General features: G+C 44.9%; 11 protein-coding genes and 1 pseudogene. 4 read left to right on the top strand and 8 right to left on the bottom strand.

The annotated features are described in order from the left end of the window. Positions 1-173: 173 nt before the first annotated feature. The 6 genes from E0698_RS06665 to E0698_RS06640 form a co-directional block, all read right to left on the bottom strand. Positions 174-1,523, bottom strand: a complete 1,350-nt coding sequence (locus tag E0698_RS06665; protein ID WP_192511021.1) for a sodium-dependent transporter — start codon at positions 1,521-1,523, stop codon at positions 174-176. Between the two features lie 160 nt (positions 1,524-1,683). Continuing rightward, a complete protein-coding gene (locus E0698_RS06660; protein ID WP_192511020.1) occupies positions 1,684-4,236 on the bottom strand; it encodes a DUF2339 domain-containing protein in 2,553 nt (850 codons plus the stop codon). 438 nt (positions 4,237-4,674) lie between these two features. Then, a complete protein-coding gene (locus E0698_RS06655; RefSeq protein WP_192511019.1) occupies positions 4,675-5,094 on the bottom strand; it encodes a hypothetical protein in 420 nt (139 codons plus the stop codon). A gap of 383 nt (positions 5,095-5,477) precedes the next feature. After that, positions 5,478-5,990, bottom strand: coding sequence for a hypothetical protein (locus E0698_RS06650; RefSeq protein ID WP_192511018.1), 513 nt, complete (start codon positions 5,988-5,990; stop codon positions 5,478-5,480). Between the two features lie 613 nt (positions 5,991-6,603). Continuing rightward, positions 6,604-6,783: an aspartyl-phosphate phosphatase Spo0E family protein gene (locus tag E0698_RS06645; RefSeq protein ID WP_044644219.1), complete on the bottom strand. Its 180-nt coding sequence runs from the start codon at positions 6,781-6,783 to the stop codon at positions 6,604-6,606. A gap of 229 nt (positions 6,784-7,012) precedes the next feature. Then, the gene (locus E0698_RS06640; protein WP_192511017.1) at positions 7,013-8,398 is read right to left on the bottom strand and encodes a helix-turn-helix domain-containing protein; all 1,386 of its coding nucleotides are present in this window, start codon (positions 8,396-8,398) and stop codon (positions 7,013-7,015) included. Between the two features lie 179 nt (positions 8,399-8,577). Here E0698_RS06640 and E0698_RS06635 point away from each other — a divergent pair, with 179 nt between their 5' ends. From E0698_RS06635 to serS, 3 genes and pseudogenes are all read left to right on the top strand, one after another. After that, positions 8,578-9,009, top strand: a complete 432-nt coding sequence (locus E0698_RS06635) for an AbrB/MazE/SpoVT family DNA-binding domain-containing protein (protein WP_192511016.1) — start codon at positions 8,578-8,580, stop codon at positions 9,007-9,009. A 35-nt stretch (positions 9,010-9,044) separates the two neighbouring features. After that, positions 9,045-9,491 (top strand): annotated as a pseudogene (locus E0698_RS06630) (AbrB/MazE/SpoVT family DNA-binding domain-containing protein). Between the two features lie 298 nt (positions 9,492-9,789). Then, on the top strand, positions 9,790-11,091 hold the full coding sequence (gene serS, locus E0698_RS06625) for a serine--tRNA ligase (protein ID WP_192511015.1): 1,302 nt from the start codon (positions 9,790-9,792) through the stop codon (positions 11,089-11,091). Positions 11,092-11,191: 100 nt separating this feature from the next. Here serS and hmpA read toward each other — a convergent pair whose 3' ends face one another. Beyond that, a complete protein-coding gene (gene hmpA, locus E0698_RS06620; protein WP_192511014.1) occupies positions 11,192-12,421 on the bottom strand; it encodes an NO-inducible flavohemoprotein in 1,230 nt (409 codons plus the stop codon). A gap of 348 nt (positions 12,422-12,769) precedes the next feature. On the opposite strand from hmpA, the gene E0698_RS06615 reads away from it, so the two are divergent. Then, positions 12,770-14,305 carry a family 43 glycosylhydrolase gene (locus E0698_RS06615; protein ID WP_443146901.1) on the top strand — a complete coding sequence of 512 codons (1,536 nt, stop codon included), beginning with the start codon at positions 12,770-12,772 and terminating at the stop codon, positions 14,303-14,305. Positions 14,306-14,551: 246 nt separating this feature from the next. On the opposite strand, the gene E0698_RS06610 is transcribed toward E0698_RS06615, so the two are convergent. Then, the gene (locus tag E0698_RS06610; RefSeq protein WP_044644214.1) at positions 14,552-16,501 is read right to left on the bottom strand and encodes an oxidoreductase; all 1,950 of its coding nucleotides are present in this window, start codon (positions 16,499-16,501) and stop codon (positions 14,552-14,554) included. Positions 16,502-16,532 lie beyond the last annotated feature (31 nt).

Here is a 16,532-nt window from a genome sequence, read left to right as displayed (position 1 = left end):
GCCTTTTCGTTCATTATATAGAACTTCATATTCGTAATGATTTCATTGAAGTTAAAATTAATGACAATGTTTTTATTATATCACTCCTTTCCACAGTTAGGTAACCACTGATAGGTATACAAAAAAAGGCATCCCTTCCCTTCGGAAGAAAATGCCTTTTTATTGATTTGAGCTTAAAATTTAATGATGCCTGAGGTATGCAGGAATACCAATAACATCAGGACTGGTGCAACATACCGAAGACCAAACAGCCATATGCGGAACCAGAAGGGTTTAAGATTCGCCTGCTCACCCGCAGTCTTCCAGTAGTAGCCTGTGAATATAACAATCAACAAGCCGCCTAATGGCAAGAAGATGTTGGAAGCTGTGAAGTCAACGAAATCGAAGAATGATTTACCGCCAACTTTTAATTCCGGAACCAGTCCCATGGACAATGCAGAAGGGATACCCAGCAACAGGCACAGGACAGATACGACGATAACCGAGCGAACCCGGCTCCAACGGAACCGCTCCATAACATAGGCTACGGGTACTTCCAGCAAGGATACCATAGAACCTAATGCAGCAACCGCCAGCAGTACGAAGAACAAACCGCCGAAGAAAGCGCCGAAAGGCATGGCAGAGAACGCAGCCGGTAAAGCAATAAAGACCAGAGACGGCCCTTGAGCCGGGTTAATACCAAAGGAGAAGGTTGTAGGGAAAATAATCATACCTGCGATAAACGCATAAATTAAATCCCCGCCACCAACTGCCAGCATGGCTCCACCCAGCGATTGGCGACGATCCACATAAGCACCGTACGTGACCATAATCCCCATCCCCAGTGAGAGCGAGAAGAAGGCATGTCCCAAAGCAACCAATGCAGACTCTATACTAAGCTTAGAAAAGTCAGGATTCAGAAAGAAGGATACACCCGCACCAGAGCCTGGCAGCATAAGAGCATTTATCATTAACACGAGCAACAGAATAACCTTGGCAGGAATCAAAATTTTATTGAACTTTTCAATCCCGTTCGATACCCCAAGGGTAACCACGACTGCCGTAAATGCAAAAACGACTAACAGCCAAACCAACGGAGCGTAGCCGGAAGAAAAGGAAGCAAACTGTCCAGCAAAATCCTTATTTGAAAACAAATTTCCGCTAAATGCCTCTACAGCATAATGCAGTGTCCAGCCTCCTACAATGGCATAGAACGATAAAATAACAAACGGCACGATAACAAACATGATGCTCATCTTGCCCCAAATCGGATGACCGCCTACTTTTACCATTGCAGAAGCAGCACTTCCTCGGCCCGCTCGACCAAGCGCCAGCTCAGCCAGCAATACAGGCAAACCAACCAGCAACAGGCAGACAATAAACAACAAGAAAAATGCAGCTCCGCCATACTGTCCAGTAATATATGGGAATTTCCAAATGTTACCTAGTCCTGCCGCACTCCCGATCGCTGCCAATATGAACCCGGCTGACGAGAAGCGTTCATTTTTATCGTTCAGGCTATTCTGCCCCTTGCTCAAATTCATTATATCCCCCTCATTCTCTCTACTTCCGCAAACATTAGCATGCGTACATGAATAATTTTTACTCATTATAGCGTAAGTAGGATGTAAGGTCATACAATATTTTTCACTATTATCAAATTTATTTTCATATTGTCGGATATCTACATAATCCTACAAAAAACTACGTTTCTCCTTCAACATCCTTCTTTATAATGGCCTCTCCCATGCGATTCGATACTTTTTGATAAATATACGAAATCGCCAATAATACCACACCAAAAGAGAAGTAAGCTACGATGGTGCTTCCTGTCGTTAACAGATGCAGGTCATACAGCAGCAGCTTACCTGTCGACAGCAGGGTCAATCCCAGGCCGAATCTGCGAATATAGACTACCCGCTTGAGGAAGCCGTATACGATATACAGAATCGCCAGCAATAGATACACCAGACTGAATGCGAGACCTGCATCCCCCAGACGGAACTGAACTCCGAGGAAGGCAGTAATAATGCCCAGCAAATATACACCCATAATGACCGGATACAACTCTGTGCTTCTATAATGGCGTGTCATCAAAGCGTTCAGGAAATCCCTGCTGCTGAAGAAGACCAATACATTGAAGGCGACAAGCACCACCAACGCTACATAATCAGCAACCGTATTTTGCGCGTAATTTTCATGCAAGGTCGGCACCGCTACGGTAACCAACAATCCCAACGCATAGCCTATGATGTATAGAACCAGGCTGTAGTATTTAATCACCCGATCGTACAGCAGCTTCACCTTAGGCAGGAAATAAGCCAAAATCAGCGATACGCAGGTGTACAGCAATACCTTGTACAAGGTATAGTGTGAAAATCCGTCCGATACGACGATGTCATACCAATGCCCGGCTTCATACAAGAGATAGCAGTACACGTTCACCAAAGCTACATATTTAAACCCTTGCATAATACGCATTTCGTACAAACGATTGGTTTTGAAAGCATCCGGGCGGCTGAATTGAATCGCATAAAAGACGGTAACGATCAGCATACCCAGCGTAATGAGCGTATATTTAAGACCAAAATAGTCCGTCTCAAATCCGGACAGCAGATATATAGGAAAATCGACGAAAAAGAAGGCGCCCAGACACAGTAATAAAATGCCCCAGCCCGCCCGCTCCAATTCCTTCAATCGATAACGGTTTCCATACAACGTCAGGAGAACGGACTCGATTAGCCAGCCCATCGACAGCCATTTCACTCCAAACTGGAACGGAATCATCAGAATGGCGAAGGTCAAGGAGGTGGCATAAAACAATACCTTTGTCTGTTTCTCTTCCGGAATAAATCTGCTGACCCATTGCGCCAAGCCCCCATACACCAGGCAAAAGACGAGTGCCAGCAAGCCTTTGTAATCATCCAGGCCCGCATCGTCGAACAGAGAGTACAGCACGGTACAGCTTACGACTGTGTTCAGAGCCAGCAGGGAGAAATCCAGCCAGGATAGCTTTTCTTTTAATCGGAACGGCACCCAGAGCGTCATCCCGAGGTACATTGCAAATGTAATAACTGCATACAACATGCTTGCAGTCGTGCTATCCGACAACCATACCAGTACAATCATCAGGGGTGTATTCAGCAGAAAGCTGATATATTGCACGACGACCCAGCGTTTGCGGAAGGATACAAGCAGAATCAGCAGGTTCAGCAGGAACAGGTAGCCCATGGCGATGTAAACCGAGTTCCCTTCCAGCCCGTTCGCCGCCATATAGGAAAACAACGGGAGATACCCCCCTACCAATCCAAAAGAACAAATCGTTCGGGATTCATACCTTAACGACAGCAGCACAGCGGTCACCGTCACCAGCACGGATAGACCAATGCCCGTATACATCCCTATAATTTCCAGTAAGAAGTAGCTGTAAAAAATCGACCCGTACAGCACCGAAATACCGCCGCCCAATATTCCGAGCGCAAAGGTCTGCTTCTGTTTGCGGTACAACCACTCGCCGCCGCCCAGCATCAGCGCTCCTAACAGAAAGAAGGCTACGCCCTTCATATTTCCTGTAAACCAGTTGGAATATGAATATTTAAAGGCAGCTCCTACACCTAAAATAATGAGCAAAATCCCCAGCTTGTTGATCCAGTTCAAGCCCAGCTTCATTTCGAACTGATTCTGCTTCATGCGCTTTTGCATCGTTTCTTCGCTGATCTCTTCTTCTTGAAGCTGGTCCAGCCCGTTCGCCGTATGATGAAGCAGATTTTGCTCAGCCTCTTGGAAACGTCGGCGCTGCTCCATGATCCGCTCACGGATCTCCTCCGAGAACTGCCGCAATCTGGCGACGATCTCGTCCTGATCCTCTTTAAGCTCATGAGTGCTTTGCTGAATAAGCTGGTCTACACGATTTTTAGCCCCGTACTCAAAGGCAGTCAATCGGTTCGTCCCTTCTGCTGTTCTGGAAGCAAAATAGGTTTCCAGCTTTTCACGCGAGATGCGGATCATATTGGCCTTCTCGCTCAGCATTTGCTCCGTCAGTGCCGTGCGCAGCTTTCCATTTTCCTGCTCGATATGTTGTACCCGCTCTTCCAGACGAAGGCAGCGGGCCTGAACATCCTCAAATTTCTTCCGTAACACCTCATTCTCCAGAATGACATCCGAGGCTTCATAGTCCGCAATTAACGTCTGATATTCCTTAAGCAGCTTGTTCTGCTCTTGGCGGATCGTATGTAAACGATCTTTAAAATCCTTCATGTTTCCCTCCATCACTGTCCATTTTGGTAATCATTACATTTTACATCAAATTAAAAAAGCATTATAGAGACTATAGCCCATTTTGGACGCTGAATTGAGGCTATTCTTCCAGTTTCATCATCGCAAATGAAGTAGAATGGATATACATAAGAAATAAAGCCTACCTCTTCTCTTCGTAAACATGAAATCGGAATTGAAAGGAGAAATATACATGTATTCAATAAGTGGCACTATAGCCTTGATCGCAAGCATGTCCATGTTTTGGCTTTTATACGATTTGAGAGTCACCCATTCCACAGGATTTAATGATGCTTTTTACTTATTCCCACTGATCTTAATTTTTCTTTGTATTTATTTTTATTGGAAGGATCATGATGAAAAAAGTAAGTCATCCAAAGAAATAAAGTAGAGTGTATAGTTCAGATTTATCTAAGCGTTCTAGATTTCCACAAAAAAAGGAAGAACCCCGTAGGATTCTTCCTTACACAGTAGCAAAGTTCCATCTTTTTTCTTGTAGATGATCCTCTCTTGCGTCTCCTCGTTTGTTGGTTGACCATCCAGGGTTAGCATAGATCTAGTGCCAAATGACCATTCTTTATCAAAAGCAACGATATTGTTTCCCTTCGTGTTCTCCAGGAAATTAAATGGTGCTGGTTGGAGTTCTTGAGACATATCACTGAACAAATCACGGTATTGTTTATAGCTAAGCGATGAACTTTTCTTGGTATCATCCACTTGTACAGTTGGAGAAGGAACATTGGGTTTGCTGCTATCTTGTTGTGCAGAATCGTTACAGCCCGTGACTATGAGTATACACAGGAGAGCAGATGTGAGAAAAATAATTTTTACTTTTTTCATCTTAATAACCTCCTGAATTTAAAACAGACCCTTAAATTGGTATAGTGATTTCGCCACCTTGAACCTGGGTCTGTTTATTCTCCCGATTTAATATTCCTCTGTGAATCACGAAATTTCTAAAGAAAAATCCTACACCTGTTGAACAAATCGCACTAACTTAATATTAAAAAGGCGGCCCCAATGAGGCCGCCTCCTGAATACAATTTACTTGTTATTCTTCCTTAACATAAGTAGCGTCATATGCAATAATTACTTTGGTTTTATCTGTAGCCTCTGGAACATCGTAAACTACTTCATTTTGACTGAAGTGTTTTTACAAACAATCCATCCTTCGTTTTGGTCCTGTCAGGATGATTAAGTTGTTCTACAAAGTAGCCGTTAAGCTATCTGATATCCGCAGGCCGTGAACCGGCAATTCCATTGAATTCCGCATTAACGTTATAATCGCCACCACGCCATTGAAGAGTGTAGCTTCCTGAACGCAAACCGTCTGTGTAACCTTCATCAGTACTTCTCCAAGTAATTGAACTGCCAGGCGAGATTCTTGTTCCAGAGATGTACTCTTTACCTGAATCATTGTGCAATAAACTTACTCTAACTGGATAACTAGAGTTATTTTTCAGAGTAAGTTTAACATGGCCATATCCTCTAGGAACATCAAAGGAACTTTGGACAGTTGCACCTCCTTGTACTCTACTGCCGAAAGTATTTCCGACGTTTTGAGGAGTTACTACATGGTCACCAGTAGTTGTTGTACCAACATCTTGGGTCGCCGTAGTGGATATATTCGCAGAATCAGTTACTTCTGAATCCGCAAAAATTGCACTTGATATGGCAGCAGCCCCCAGCAAACTAACAGATAAGGCTGATGCAATCAATAATTTGTTCTTTTTCATAGATTATTTCTCCAAATAATATTATTTTATAGAAACTTTTATTGCATAGAAACTCACAAAAAAAGCGACTAACAACGCTAATAAACATGTAAGTATGTAATCTTATGTAATCGAGCAAAAAGTAGAGTGAAGAAAATTGCATGTGAAATCACATTATAAATATATTGCATTATTATTATATTTTTTTATCAATGGTAATTATTTCAATAATAATAATATCACACGATTTCTGTTTTTCTACGCAAATGTTCAACAATCCACTATAAATGAATCCCCTCTCCTAGATAGCTAACCTTACAATGCTTTTAACAAGCTTGCATTGCCATTTCCTTTAGGTCAAAGGATAGATTTTATTGGTCATTGGTTGGTTTTTGAAATTAATATGTGCATTAACTCTTACCTTATCACTCCAAATTAATTACATTTTATGACATGTTATTGTATTTTTCTTTTAAAAAAGCCATTATATAGAATGATTATACTAGTTAGATGAGAGGAGGAATAGTTTTGCATAAACGGCATCTGTTTTATTTACTTGAACGAAACCAGGCGTCATGCTAAGGCAAGAAAAACAATGTAGGTGATGTGGCTCTGAAAGCATGAGGATGTTGGGTTATATCAGTTGGGTCAGCTTCTTGGTCTGAAACATACGGTTGTACTGATTAATCAGTTCATCCAAAAACATAGACTGTTCAAGCACACAGGCATGTCCGAAACCATATTGTTTGTACAGATCATGCAATCGTTGCCGGGCATCTTCCAACTGTTGATTTAACGTTTCATCTGTATTCATAGCGCATTCCCTCCTAATGTATCTCATTTTAGGATGGAATGTGGAAATATGAATGGCTATTTTAGCAATCAAAAATCAGCATAATATAACAAAAAAAGACCAGCGGCTAGGCTGGTCAATGGTAATGAAATAGTGCTCGGATCAAGCTGTACCAACGTGGTCTTGCGGTTTGAATGTACCCAGGGTAGGATCTTTAGGCTGAACTGGTAGCACGAGTACCAGTACAAAGCTAATTGCTGCCAAGAGCAAAGCCATCTTTTTGATCATTTTCTTTCCACACCTCCTGGTAAGTAGAATGAAACTGAGCCAATATTTCAGGAGCGGCGTATGCCCTGAAGCAGTCAAATAAACCTGCACAATTGGCAATAAGTAGTACATGATTAATTGTACCAGCTTTTTCTAAAGCGTCTATTAAACATTTGAAACCATATGAATATCTTCCTTTATTAAGGCTGTACTTAGCCATCTTGTACCAAAACCGTGCACGCTGTTGCAGTAAAAATGGATCAACAGAAGATGGTTCCTGATATGCTGCAATTTTAGATTCAAAGCGCTGGAAAATATGATCCACATCTATGTTATAACGATTGGCTGCTTCAATGACGTTTAAGAGTTCGTTAAAAATATGTTTCTCACCAGCTATATATTCAACGTAATCCGGCAGGATACTCACATCTCCCGACATCAGCTTATTTACGTACGTATTAATTTTCACCCATCGCTGAAATTGCCCCATCCAATGGAGTGTGTCCGGGTCAGTTTCCTTAACCCAGCTTAGATCAGCATAGCCTTGAAGATGTACTAATGCCTGCTCATGATCTCCTTTTGCATCACAAGCATGAGCACACATCAATTCGGCGTAAGCTATGTATACAAAAAGCGGCCTACTTAGCTTCTTTTGTGGTTCTTTTTCCTTGCGCTCAGAGTTATGAACCATGCCATAGTATATTATCCCTAGCTGTCCCATCTGCTTTGCATACTTATATACCTTGTCCCACTGGCTCAATGCTCTGTACACATTCGCTAAATCTTTCAGCGCATCTAGCTGATCCATCTCATGCAAGCGATGAACAAACGATTCAAATTTGGCGGCGGCGTCCATATTGCGATTCTGATCCTTTCCTATCGCAATGGTGAACAAGCGATAGTGGCAGATCGCAAGTCGTTCCGAATGCTGCTGTTTTTCGCCCTCGGCGATGTTCTCGTATAGGTAAGCCGCTGCTTCCCGATAATCTTGTTCATAACAATCCTCTGCTAATGCAAAGAGATAAGGAAGATAGCCCAGATTATCCAGCAGCACACTTACTACTTTTTGCAAACAGTCTACGCGCTGAAACTGCACACAGCGGTACAAGAACGGGCTAATTCTTTTCCAGTTCAGCGGTGCATCTATCACACTTTCTTCAATATATCTTTCATAGAAATGGTCTGCTGGTAAATTCATTCCTAACGTAATGCGATCCAATTGGTGCACCGAAATGGTACGATTACCCGTTATAATACCGCTCACCGTACCCGGATTCATGCCAGCAATGTGTCCAAACCCGGTCATGCTCAAGCCTGCTTGTTTTAGGTATCTTTCTAATTCTGCTCTAATCTTAGGTGTGATTTCCATAAATAAACCACCCTTTCAGCGTGAACTTTAATATGATACACATTTTTTTTAAAAATATATTTTGGAAACTTATAATATGATAAAAGTTTTACCTACTCCTGATGGTACCACATTTTGGAATAACAATAAATACTTCTATTTTATTGCTTTTTATCTTGGTAATAGGAGGTCTTTTGGCAATGCCTCATGTAAAAATGACAAAAAACTTAGACCCTACAGGGCGCTTGGTCATTCCCAAGGAAATCCTGTATACATGCGATATTTTTCACGGTCATTCTATTGAATTTTTTGCAGATGAAAAGACGGGTACGCTATTACTACAAAGATACTACGGGCAGTCTTGTCATTTTTGTCTCTCTACTGAAGAATTAAGTGGTTTCAAAGGCTTTCTCATATGTAAAAATTGCAACTATATGCTCAAGACCGTATCTATGCGTGTACAAGCCTTTCAGCCCAAAGAGATCATGGCCCAGCTTCTTTTAGATCTATATGAAAGCCATCCACATGCTACACAACAGCAATATGCTGGCATGTTGGGTATCCCAGAAGCTCGCATAAGCCAGCTCATACAACAAGTGTTCGATCAGGCAAGTGTCCAACTGGAGGAATGAGCTTTGCCAAGACAGATGAAGAAGGAGGACATCATATGAAGAATACAGGTATGACTCGATCTTTAGATCAGTTAGGCCGAATCGTTATTCCTAAAGAAATGCGGATGTCTATGGGTATCGATGTTGGCGATCCTTTAGAATTTTATATGGATATTGAAACGGGTTTTTTAAGTATGCGAAAGTATATCGGGGTCGCCTGTAACCTATGTAATGCTGACGAAGATCTGACCTATTTTAGAAATTCACTTTTATGTAAAAAATGTATACAAGAGATAAAAGGAAATATAGGCGTTAGTCGCACTCCTGCTCCAATGGTTAAGAAACCTGCGTACTAAGGAAAGAGAGTCAACCAATCATCACAACGATTAGTCGAGCGTCTAAGAAAAATGGTACATGAACATCCCCATGCCAAGCAGGGCGAATATGCACAATGGCTTGGCGTGTCGCAAGGCCGTATATCGCAGCTTAAAAAGTTGTTGTAGCTTGATTAACCTGCCAAAAATCCGTATACTAACAAAAAAGCAAACGACATTACGCCCGTGAAGAGCATCCAACTCGGAGGCGTTTACGCCAAGGAACATACATGAGTGTACAAGATGAACATGTATTCCTAAGTAAACCGGACACCCGCCCGTTACAGCGGAGCAAAGTGGATTGGATAGTCATGACATCTGTCATGCTGTCCGGTCAATTTGGGTGGCACCGCGAGATCAAAGCGCTCCTCGTCCCATGTGGATGAGGGCGCTTTTTGTATTTTTATCCGAAAAGGAGTGCGGTGTCATGTTGGATATCAAGTGGATCAGAGAACATCAGGAACGGGTTCAGGCAGTAGCAAATGGAAAAGGAATACAGGTCTCGGTTGCAGAGCTGCTCACCCTGGATAACCGGAGAAAGCAGTTGCTTCAGGAAGTGGAGCAACTCCGTCAGACGCGGAATCAGTGTAGTCAGGATATTGGCGCGCTGATTCATGCCGGGAAGAGCGATCAGGTGGAAGAAACCAAGCGGCGGGTCAAAGAAATTAACGGACAGTTAGACCGTCTGGAAGCCCCGCAGCGGGAAGTGGAGGAGCAGTTTCAACAGCTCATGCTTCTGGTTCCTAATATCGTTTCGCCTGATACACCACGGGGCAGATCGGATGAGGATAATGTAGAACTGGAGCGGGTCGGTACGGTTCCCGATTTGGGATTTGAGCCACGCGATCATATGGCGCTCGGTCAGCTTCACAGCCTGATCGACGTTCCCCGCGGCGTCAAAACAGCCGGAACCCGGAACTACTACCTGACAGGAGCCGGAGTCACGTTGCACCGGGCAGTACAGCAACTTGCTGTGGACCTGCTGACCGAACGGGGCTTTCAACTGCTGGACGTTCCGCTGATGGTACGCGCCGAGGCGATGCACAGCACTGGCTTCTTCCCGCTCGGGGTGGATCAGACGTACCGTATCGCAGGAGAGGATCAATGGCTCGTCGGTACCTCGGAGGTTCCGCTTGTCTCGTATTACAGCGGTGAAATCGTGGACGTTACGGACCCCATCCGGTTGGCAGCCGTGTCGGTATGCTTCCGTAATGAGGTCGGCTCGGCCGGTAGAGATGTACACGGACTGTATCGTGTTCACCAGTTCGCCAAGGTCGAGCAGGTGGTGATCTGCGAAGCCAGTCTGGACGCTTCGGAGCAGATGTTTCAGGAAATTACGCGCAATGCGGAAGACCTGCTTCAACTGCTGGAGCTGCCTTACCGCAAAATGGCCGTCTGTACAGGCGATATGGCGCAAAAAACTTACAAGCAGGTGGATATTGAGACATGGATGCCTAGCCGACAGGCTTACGGCGAGACGCATTCGTCGTCCCAATTGCTTAATTTTCAGGCGCGGCGTTCCAACATCCGCTACCGGGATGTGAACGGCAAGCTGCAATATGCCTACACGCTCAACAATACGGCAGTCGCTTCACCCCGTATTTTGATCCCGCTGCTGGAGAATCATCAGCAAGAGGACGGATCGATCCGTATTCCGGAGGCTTTACGCCAGTATATGCCACATCGTGCAGCATTTCTGCGACCTCCCGGTCAGGACGGAACAATCTGAGGATTACCGACATTTATGTAACACGAGCAGCATTAATATAAACTCCAAACGTGATGATCAACAAAGGCGAAGGAAACTATCCTTCGCCTTTTTAAACTTCTCACTGCGCTTCGGCTTCCCACGCTCTGGCAGGGCCAAAAAATTCATAGTGGATATCCGAAGCAGGGATATTCCACTCCTTCAAAAGAGCATACACCGATTGCATGAATCCCTCAGGGCCGCAAAAGTAATACTGCGCATTACGTTCCGGTATCACGGATTGCAACCAGGCCAGATCCAAACGGCCTTCCTTGTGAAAAGCCTGTGCCAGCCGATCCTGCTCGGTTGGTCTGCTATAACACCACCGAACTGCGGCCTGTGCATGTGTGGCGACCAGCTTTTCCACCTCATTACGCAGAGCATGGTTATCCCCGTTGACTGCTGCATGGACAAAGGTGACAGAGCGATCCGGGGCAGACTTCACCAAGGAAGCCAGCATACTGACCATCGGTGTTAGCCCGACCCCACCGCTGATCAGTACGACAGGTCTGCGATCTGCCCGATCCAGCGTAAAATCACCCGCCGGTGCAGATACCTGAAGCACATCACCCTCTTGCACCTGCTCATGCAGATACACGGATACTTTACCTGCCGGACGGGACCCTACTTCATCCTCGCGCTTTACGGAGATCCGGTAGTGAGGTTGGCCCGGTGCATCCGAAAGACTGTATTGACGAATGTGGGTATTGTGTTCGCCCAGAATTTCCATCTTTAAGCTGATATATTGCCCAGGCTCGAATTCAGGCAGCACCTGTCCATCCTGCGGCACCAGATAAAAGGACGTAATTTGGTCGCTTTCCTTGACCTTTTTCTGCACAACAAAGCTCTTAAAGTCTGACCAGCCTCCCTGCTGCTGTCCAGCCTCCTTGTACATTTCAGCTTCCACGTCTATAAATACATTAGCGATCACACCATAGGCCTCGGCCCATGCGGCGATGATCTCGTCTGTAGCCGCATCCCCCAACACGTCCTTGATCGCAGCGAGCAGATATTTTCCGACGATAGGATAATGCTCAGGCTTAATTCCCAAACTGCGATGCTTGTGTGCAATCTGCCGCACCACCGGAAGGATTTCCTCCAGACGATCAATGTGCTGTGCAGCCGCATATACAGCATTGGCCAGCGCCCCTTGCTGACGTCCTTGCTTCTGGTTAGCGTGATTGAATATATTCAGCAGCTCGGGATGAGCCTCGAACATCATTTGGTAAAAGCGCTTGGTGATCGTAGTTCCATGAACCTCCAAAACAGGTACAGTCGATTTTATCGTTGCAATGGTTTGCTCACTCAGCATCTTTGTATCCCTCTTCTCTCCAAAATAAGATGAACAAAGGGTGTTTCAACATATGCACCCCATTGTTAACCCTCCATTTACAGCCCAGTATACCCACATAAAGTAACCATTTATGTGATTGCAGTCACTTTAAATTTGAAATAATTTGCGAACGTGTCAATGACAAAGCGCACAATCATAAACATTTCAGAATATAATCAATGACCTTCCCCCTTTACGGTTTCACCATTCTAAAAACTTCAATTTATTCCACTTGTAAACGCTTCCAATTAAGGTAAAATTGAAGATGAGGTGCCGGACAAGCCCTTCTGGCCCATCCTATCCGCATTAAGGGAGGCAGATGATATCGTGGAGTTAATCAATAGAAAATGGCTGGGCGCATGGATATGCATCATACTTGCAGTGGTCGGTACAGGGCTTCAACCGAATGCAGCACATGCCAATACGACAGGTGTGACCCATGCAACCTATGGAGTCGAAGCGCTGAATGGTTTGGATACCATTCATGCTGATGCAGCACTATCGCTGAACGCAGCAGCAAGCACTGCCATTACAAATGGAACGGATTGGAAGGATACCGCAGGTAATCCGATTCAGGCGAACAGCGGCAATATTCTAAAAGTAGGCTCTACTTATTATTGGTACGGCGAGCATGCCGAGAACTGGAAATTTGAAAAAGTGAACGTATATACCTCAACCGATCTGAAAAATTGGTCCTTCCGCAGCAGTATTCTCACCAAGGATTCCGCCCCTGAGCTGAATTCCAGCAAAATTGAGCGTCCCAAGGTCATTTATAACAAAGCAACCGGAAAATACGTGCTATGGGCTCATTATGAAAATGGCACCGATTATTCGCTAGGTCGCGTAGCTGTTGCTACCAGCGATACACCAGACGGAACTTTTGCCTATCAAGGCAGCTTCCGCCCGCTGAATTATGAATCCCGCGATATGACCGTATTCACGGATACGGACGGCAGTGGCTACCTCGTTACCGCTTCTCGCAAAAATGGCGGCGCCAACGATACGATGGCGATCTTCAAGCTGACCGACGATTATATGGGCGTGCAATCGTTTGTTGGTTGGATTTTCGAGAATGGTTACCGTGAAGCCCCTGCTGTTGTAAAAAAGAACAACACCTACTATCTGTTTACCTCACAGGCATCCGGCTGGTATCCGAATCAGGGTGCTTATGCAACCGCCAGCTCCATGACGGGAAGCTGGTCTGCTCTTTCACCCTTCGGTGACCCGGCAGCCTACGGCTCGCAGATTCACTCCATCGCCACCATTACAGGCAGTGCAGGAACCAGCTACATCTATATGGGCGATCGTTGGAATCCGCTCAATCTGAGCGACCACAAGTTTATATGGCTACCGCTGACCCTGAATGACTCCAGCAAAACGGCAACGCTGAACTGGTACAGCAGTTGGGATCTGGATGCCGCGACAGGCAACGTGATTCTGCCTTCGCTTGTGAATCACGCGCAAGGCAAAACGGCGACTGCTAACTCAGTCGCATCCGGCTCTCCGGCTTCGCTGGCGAATGACGGCAACGCCCAAACCTCATGGAAGGCCGCATCTGCATCCTGGCCCGCCTGGTGGCAGGTTGATCTGGGCAGCACGAAGACAATCAGCGAAGTGGATATTTCCTGGTTTATGTACAAAGGATCTGAGGCGTATTATAAATATAAAATTGAATACAGCGTGGATGGAACTAACTATTCCACCATTGACCGCACTGGTAATACTTCGTATGGTTTTACCAGCGACAAGGTTAACTTCCAGGCACGCTATGTACGAATTAATCTCGTCAATGCGGTGTTATTTAATAACCCGAACAACTGGTATACCCCGACTGTGCATGAAGTAAGGTTGCTTGGTAACTAACTTTCGCGTCTGGAATATTGCCTTAAACCCTTGAGATCGTAAGACCTTACGGGCAAATTCACCAAAGGCTATGCCATGCTGACCATCCATACAATCTGTAATCTTAAAAAAATATCGCACAACTCTTGCGCAATGTTGTACCCATTGCAGGAGTTGTGCGATTTGTGTTGAACCGCTATGTTCGAGTGCCTCTCTTAAACTTCCAGAAGCGTCCCAGGCCAGGTGGTGACAGTGAGTCGCAGGTCATTAGATATCAAGCGCTGCATGATATCCTTGATAGATTGCAGTCGTGATCGTAGATGCCTTCACACAATCTCCGATTTGTGAAACATAAGGTGCACAATCCATTAACTCATCTACTACGTTTCTTCTTGCTCGTTGTCCAAGCGCACAAATGACTGAAGTACCTGGAACAAGATGTTCTTCACCATTTGAATCAGCGCAAACAACACCTTCTTTTGTAACACATAGCCCTTTAAATCCTAAATGAACTTGAATGTTATTCTTTTCGATTTCTTTTAGCATAATGGGACGATGTCTAATATTAGCATCTGGAGCCAGCTCTGCTCTCATCTCTACCAGATGAACAGTCTTACCTTCCTGGGCAAAGTGAATGGCTGCTTCACAGCCTGCCAGACCGCCTCCCAATACGACTACGCTATCGCTGACTTTGTCCTTCTCCAGGTAGTAGTTATTCACAATAACTACGTTATCACCATTCAATCCAGGAATCGGAGGAACAAGCGGTGCGGAACCAACCGCTATAATTAACGCATCCACATTTTCTTTCTCCGCATACTCTTTAGTAACAGGTGTATTCAAGCGAATCTCAACGCCAGCGTCTTTGGCCAGTTTTCCGAGAGTAACACCTAACTCATACATCTCATATTTAAAAGGAATCGCCTGTTCTCCCCTCAAGATACCACCTATCTCGTCAGACTTCTCACATAGAATGACTTTATGTCCCCGTTTAGCTGCAGTAAGAGCTGCATAAAGTCCGCCTGGGCCTCCGCCGGCTACTAGAACCTTACGTGGATTAGGGGAAGGATATATTTCTGTTCCATCCATTTCACGACCAATTAATGGGTTAACCGTACAGCGTCTTGTGGATGTTTCTGCACGTTCAGCCATACAGGTGAAGCATCTCAGACATTTAATAATGTCCTCGTCGCGGTTACTCATCACCTTTTTTGGAAGCTCTGGATCAGCCAGCAGTGCGCGAGCCATTTCAACAACATCCGCCTGGCCGCTGGCAATGATTTCTTCCATTTGAGCTGGGTCATTTAATCCGCCGACCGTTGCAACCGGAACACTTACATGCTTCTTAATCTCTGCTGCAAGATAAACGTTACTTCCATGAGGCAAGAACATCGAAGGATGTGTGATACCAAAGCCTGTCTGATAAGTTCCAGCAGATACATGGAGCAAATCGACTCTTGATTCGATTAATTTAGCAATTTCTATACCTTCTGTCAGGTCATAGCCGCCTTCAAATAACTCCGAACCACTCATTCTAAACTCGATTGGGAAGCCAGAACCCACCGCTTCACGGACACTGTCCAGAACCTCCTGTGCAAAACGCACCCTGTTTTCCAAAGATCCGCCATACTTGTCTGTTCTGCGGTTGAAATAAGGAGAAAAAAACTGATTAATCAACCATCCATGTCCGCCATGAACCATAATCATTTCATAACCTGCTCTCTTGGCAAGTCCAGCACATCTACCATAAGCTGCTACGATATCATCAATTAGTTCTTGCGAAAGTTCCTTTACTTCTCTGCCGTCCGGGCGTACTCCGGGGCTGGGTCCCCACTGAGCAAGTCCTTGTTTCTTATTTTTGTCAGTCAGATAAGTTCCCGCATACTGTCCAGAATGAGACAATTCCACACTGGCAATTGCCCCGTGACGGCGAATAGCGTCTGCAGTATAGGTAAAACTAGCAAGAGAATCTACTGTCCCCAGATCCAGATGGTACATATGGGAAGCTTCCGTTTCGGGATGAACTACAACTTCACTGACCGTGACTGACGCAGCACCGCCTTTGGCTCTTAATTCATAAAAAGCTGTAGATTTCGGTCCAATAGTGCAGTCAGCTGTAATATCTGTACCTCCCATAGGAGAGCCAAACATTCTATTTCTGAAAGTCACATTTCCAATCGTGATTGGTTTACATAGGTTTGGATATTTTCTTTGCATGATTTCATTCTCCTTATCTGTATTTATTTGC

Source organism: Paenibacillus sp. 23TSA30-6 (genome assembly GCF_014858585.1).
In the GTDB taxonomy this organism is placed as follows: domain Bacteria; phylum Bacillota; class Bacilli; order Paenibacillales; family Paenibacillaceae; genus Paenibacillus.
This window is presented reverse-complemented; position numbering and strand designations above follow the sequence as displayed.

What these genes read in the sequence shown, in the direction of transcription:
- E0698_RS06655 (WP_192511019.1), bottom strand. Translation starts at nt 5,094, where the DNA reads ATGAAAAAAGTAAAAATTATTTTTCTCACATCTGCTCTCCTGTGTATA.
- E0698_RS06635 (WP_192511016.1), top strand. Translation starts at nt 8,578, where the DNA reads ATGCCTCATGTAAAAATGACAAAAAACTTAGACCCTACAGGGCGCTTG.
- E0698_RS06650 (WP_192511018.1), bottom strand. Translation starts at nt 5,990, where the DNA reads ATGAAAAAGAACAAATTATTGATTGCATCAGCCTTATCTGTTAGTTTG.
- E0698_RS06660 (WP_192511020.1), bottom strand. Translation starts at nt 4,236, where the DNA reads ATGAAGGATTTTAAAGATCGTTTACATACGATCCGCCAAGAGCAGAAC.
- E0698_RS06665 (WP_192511021.1), bottom strand. Translation starts at nt 1,523, where the DNA reads ATGAATTTGAGCAAGGGGCAGAATAGCCTGAACGATAAAAATGAACGC.
- serS (WP_192511015.1), top strand. Translation starts at nt 9,790, where the DNA reads ATGTTGGATATCAAGTGGATCAGAGAACATCAGGAACGGGTTCAGGCA.
- E0698_RS06645 (WP_044644219.1), bottom strand. Translation starts at nt 6,783, where the DNA reads ATGAATACAGATGAAACGTTAAATCAACAGTTGGAAGATGCCCGGCAA.
- E0698_RS06610 (WP_044644214.1), bottom strand. Translation starts at nt 16,501, where the DNA reads ATGCAAAGAAAATATCCAAACCTATGTAAACCAATCACGATTGGAAAT.
- hmpA (WP_192511014.1), bottom strand. Translation starts at nt 12,421, where the DNA reads ATGCTGAGTGAGCAAACCATTGCAACGATAAAATCGACTGTACCTGTT.
- E0698_RS06640 (WP_192511017.1), bottom strand. Translation starts at nt 8,398, where the DNA reads ATGGAAATCACACCTAAGATTAGAGCAGAATTAGAAAGATACCTAAAA.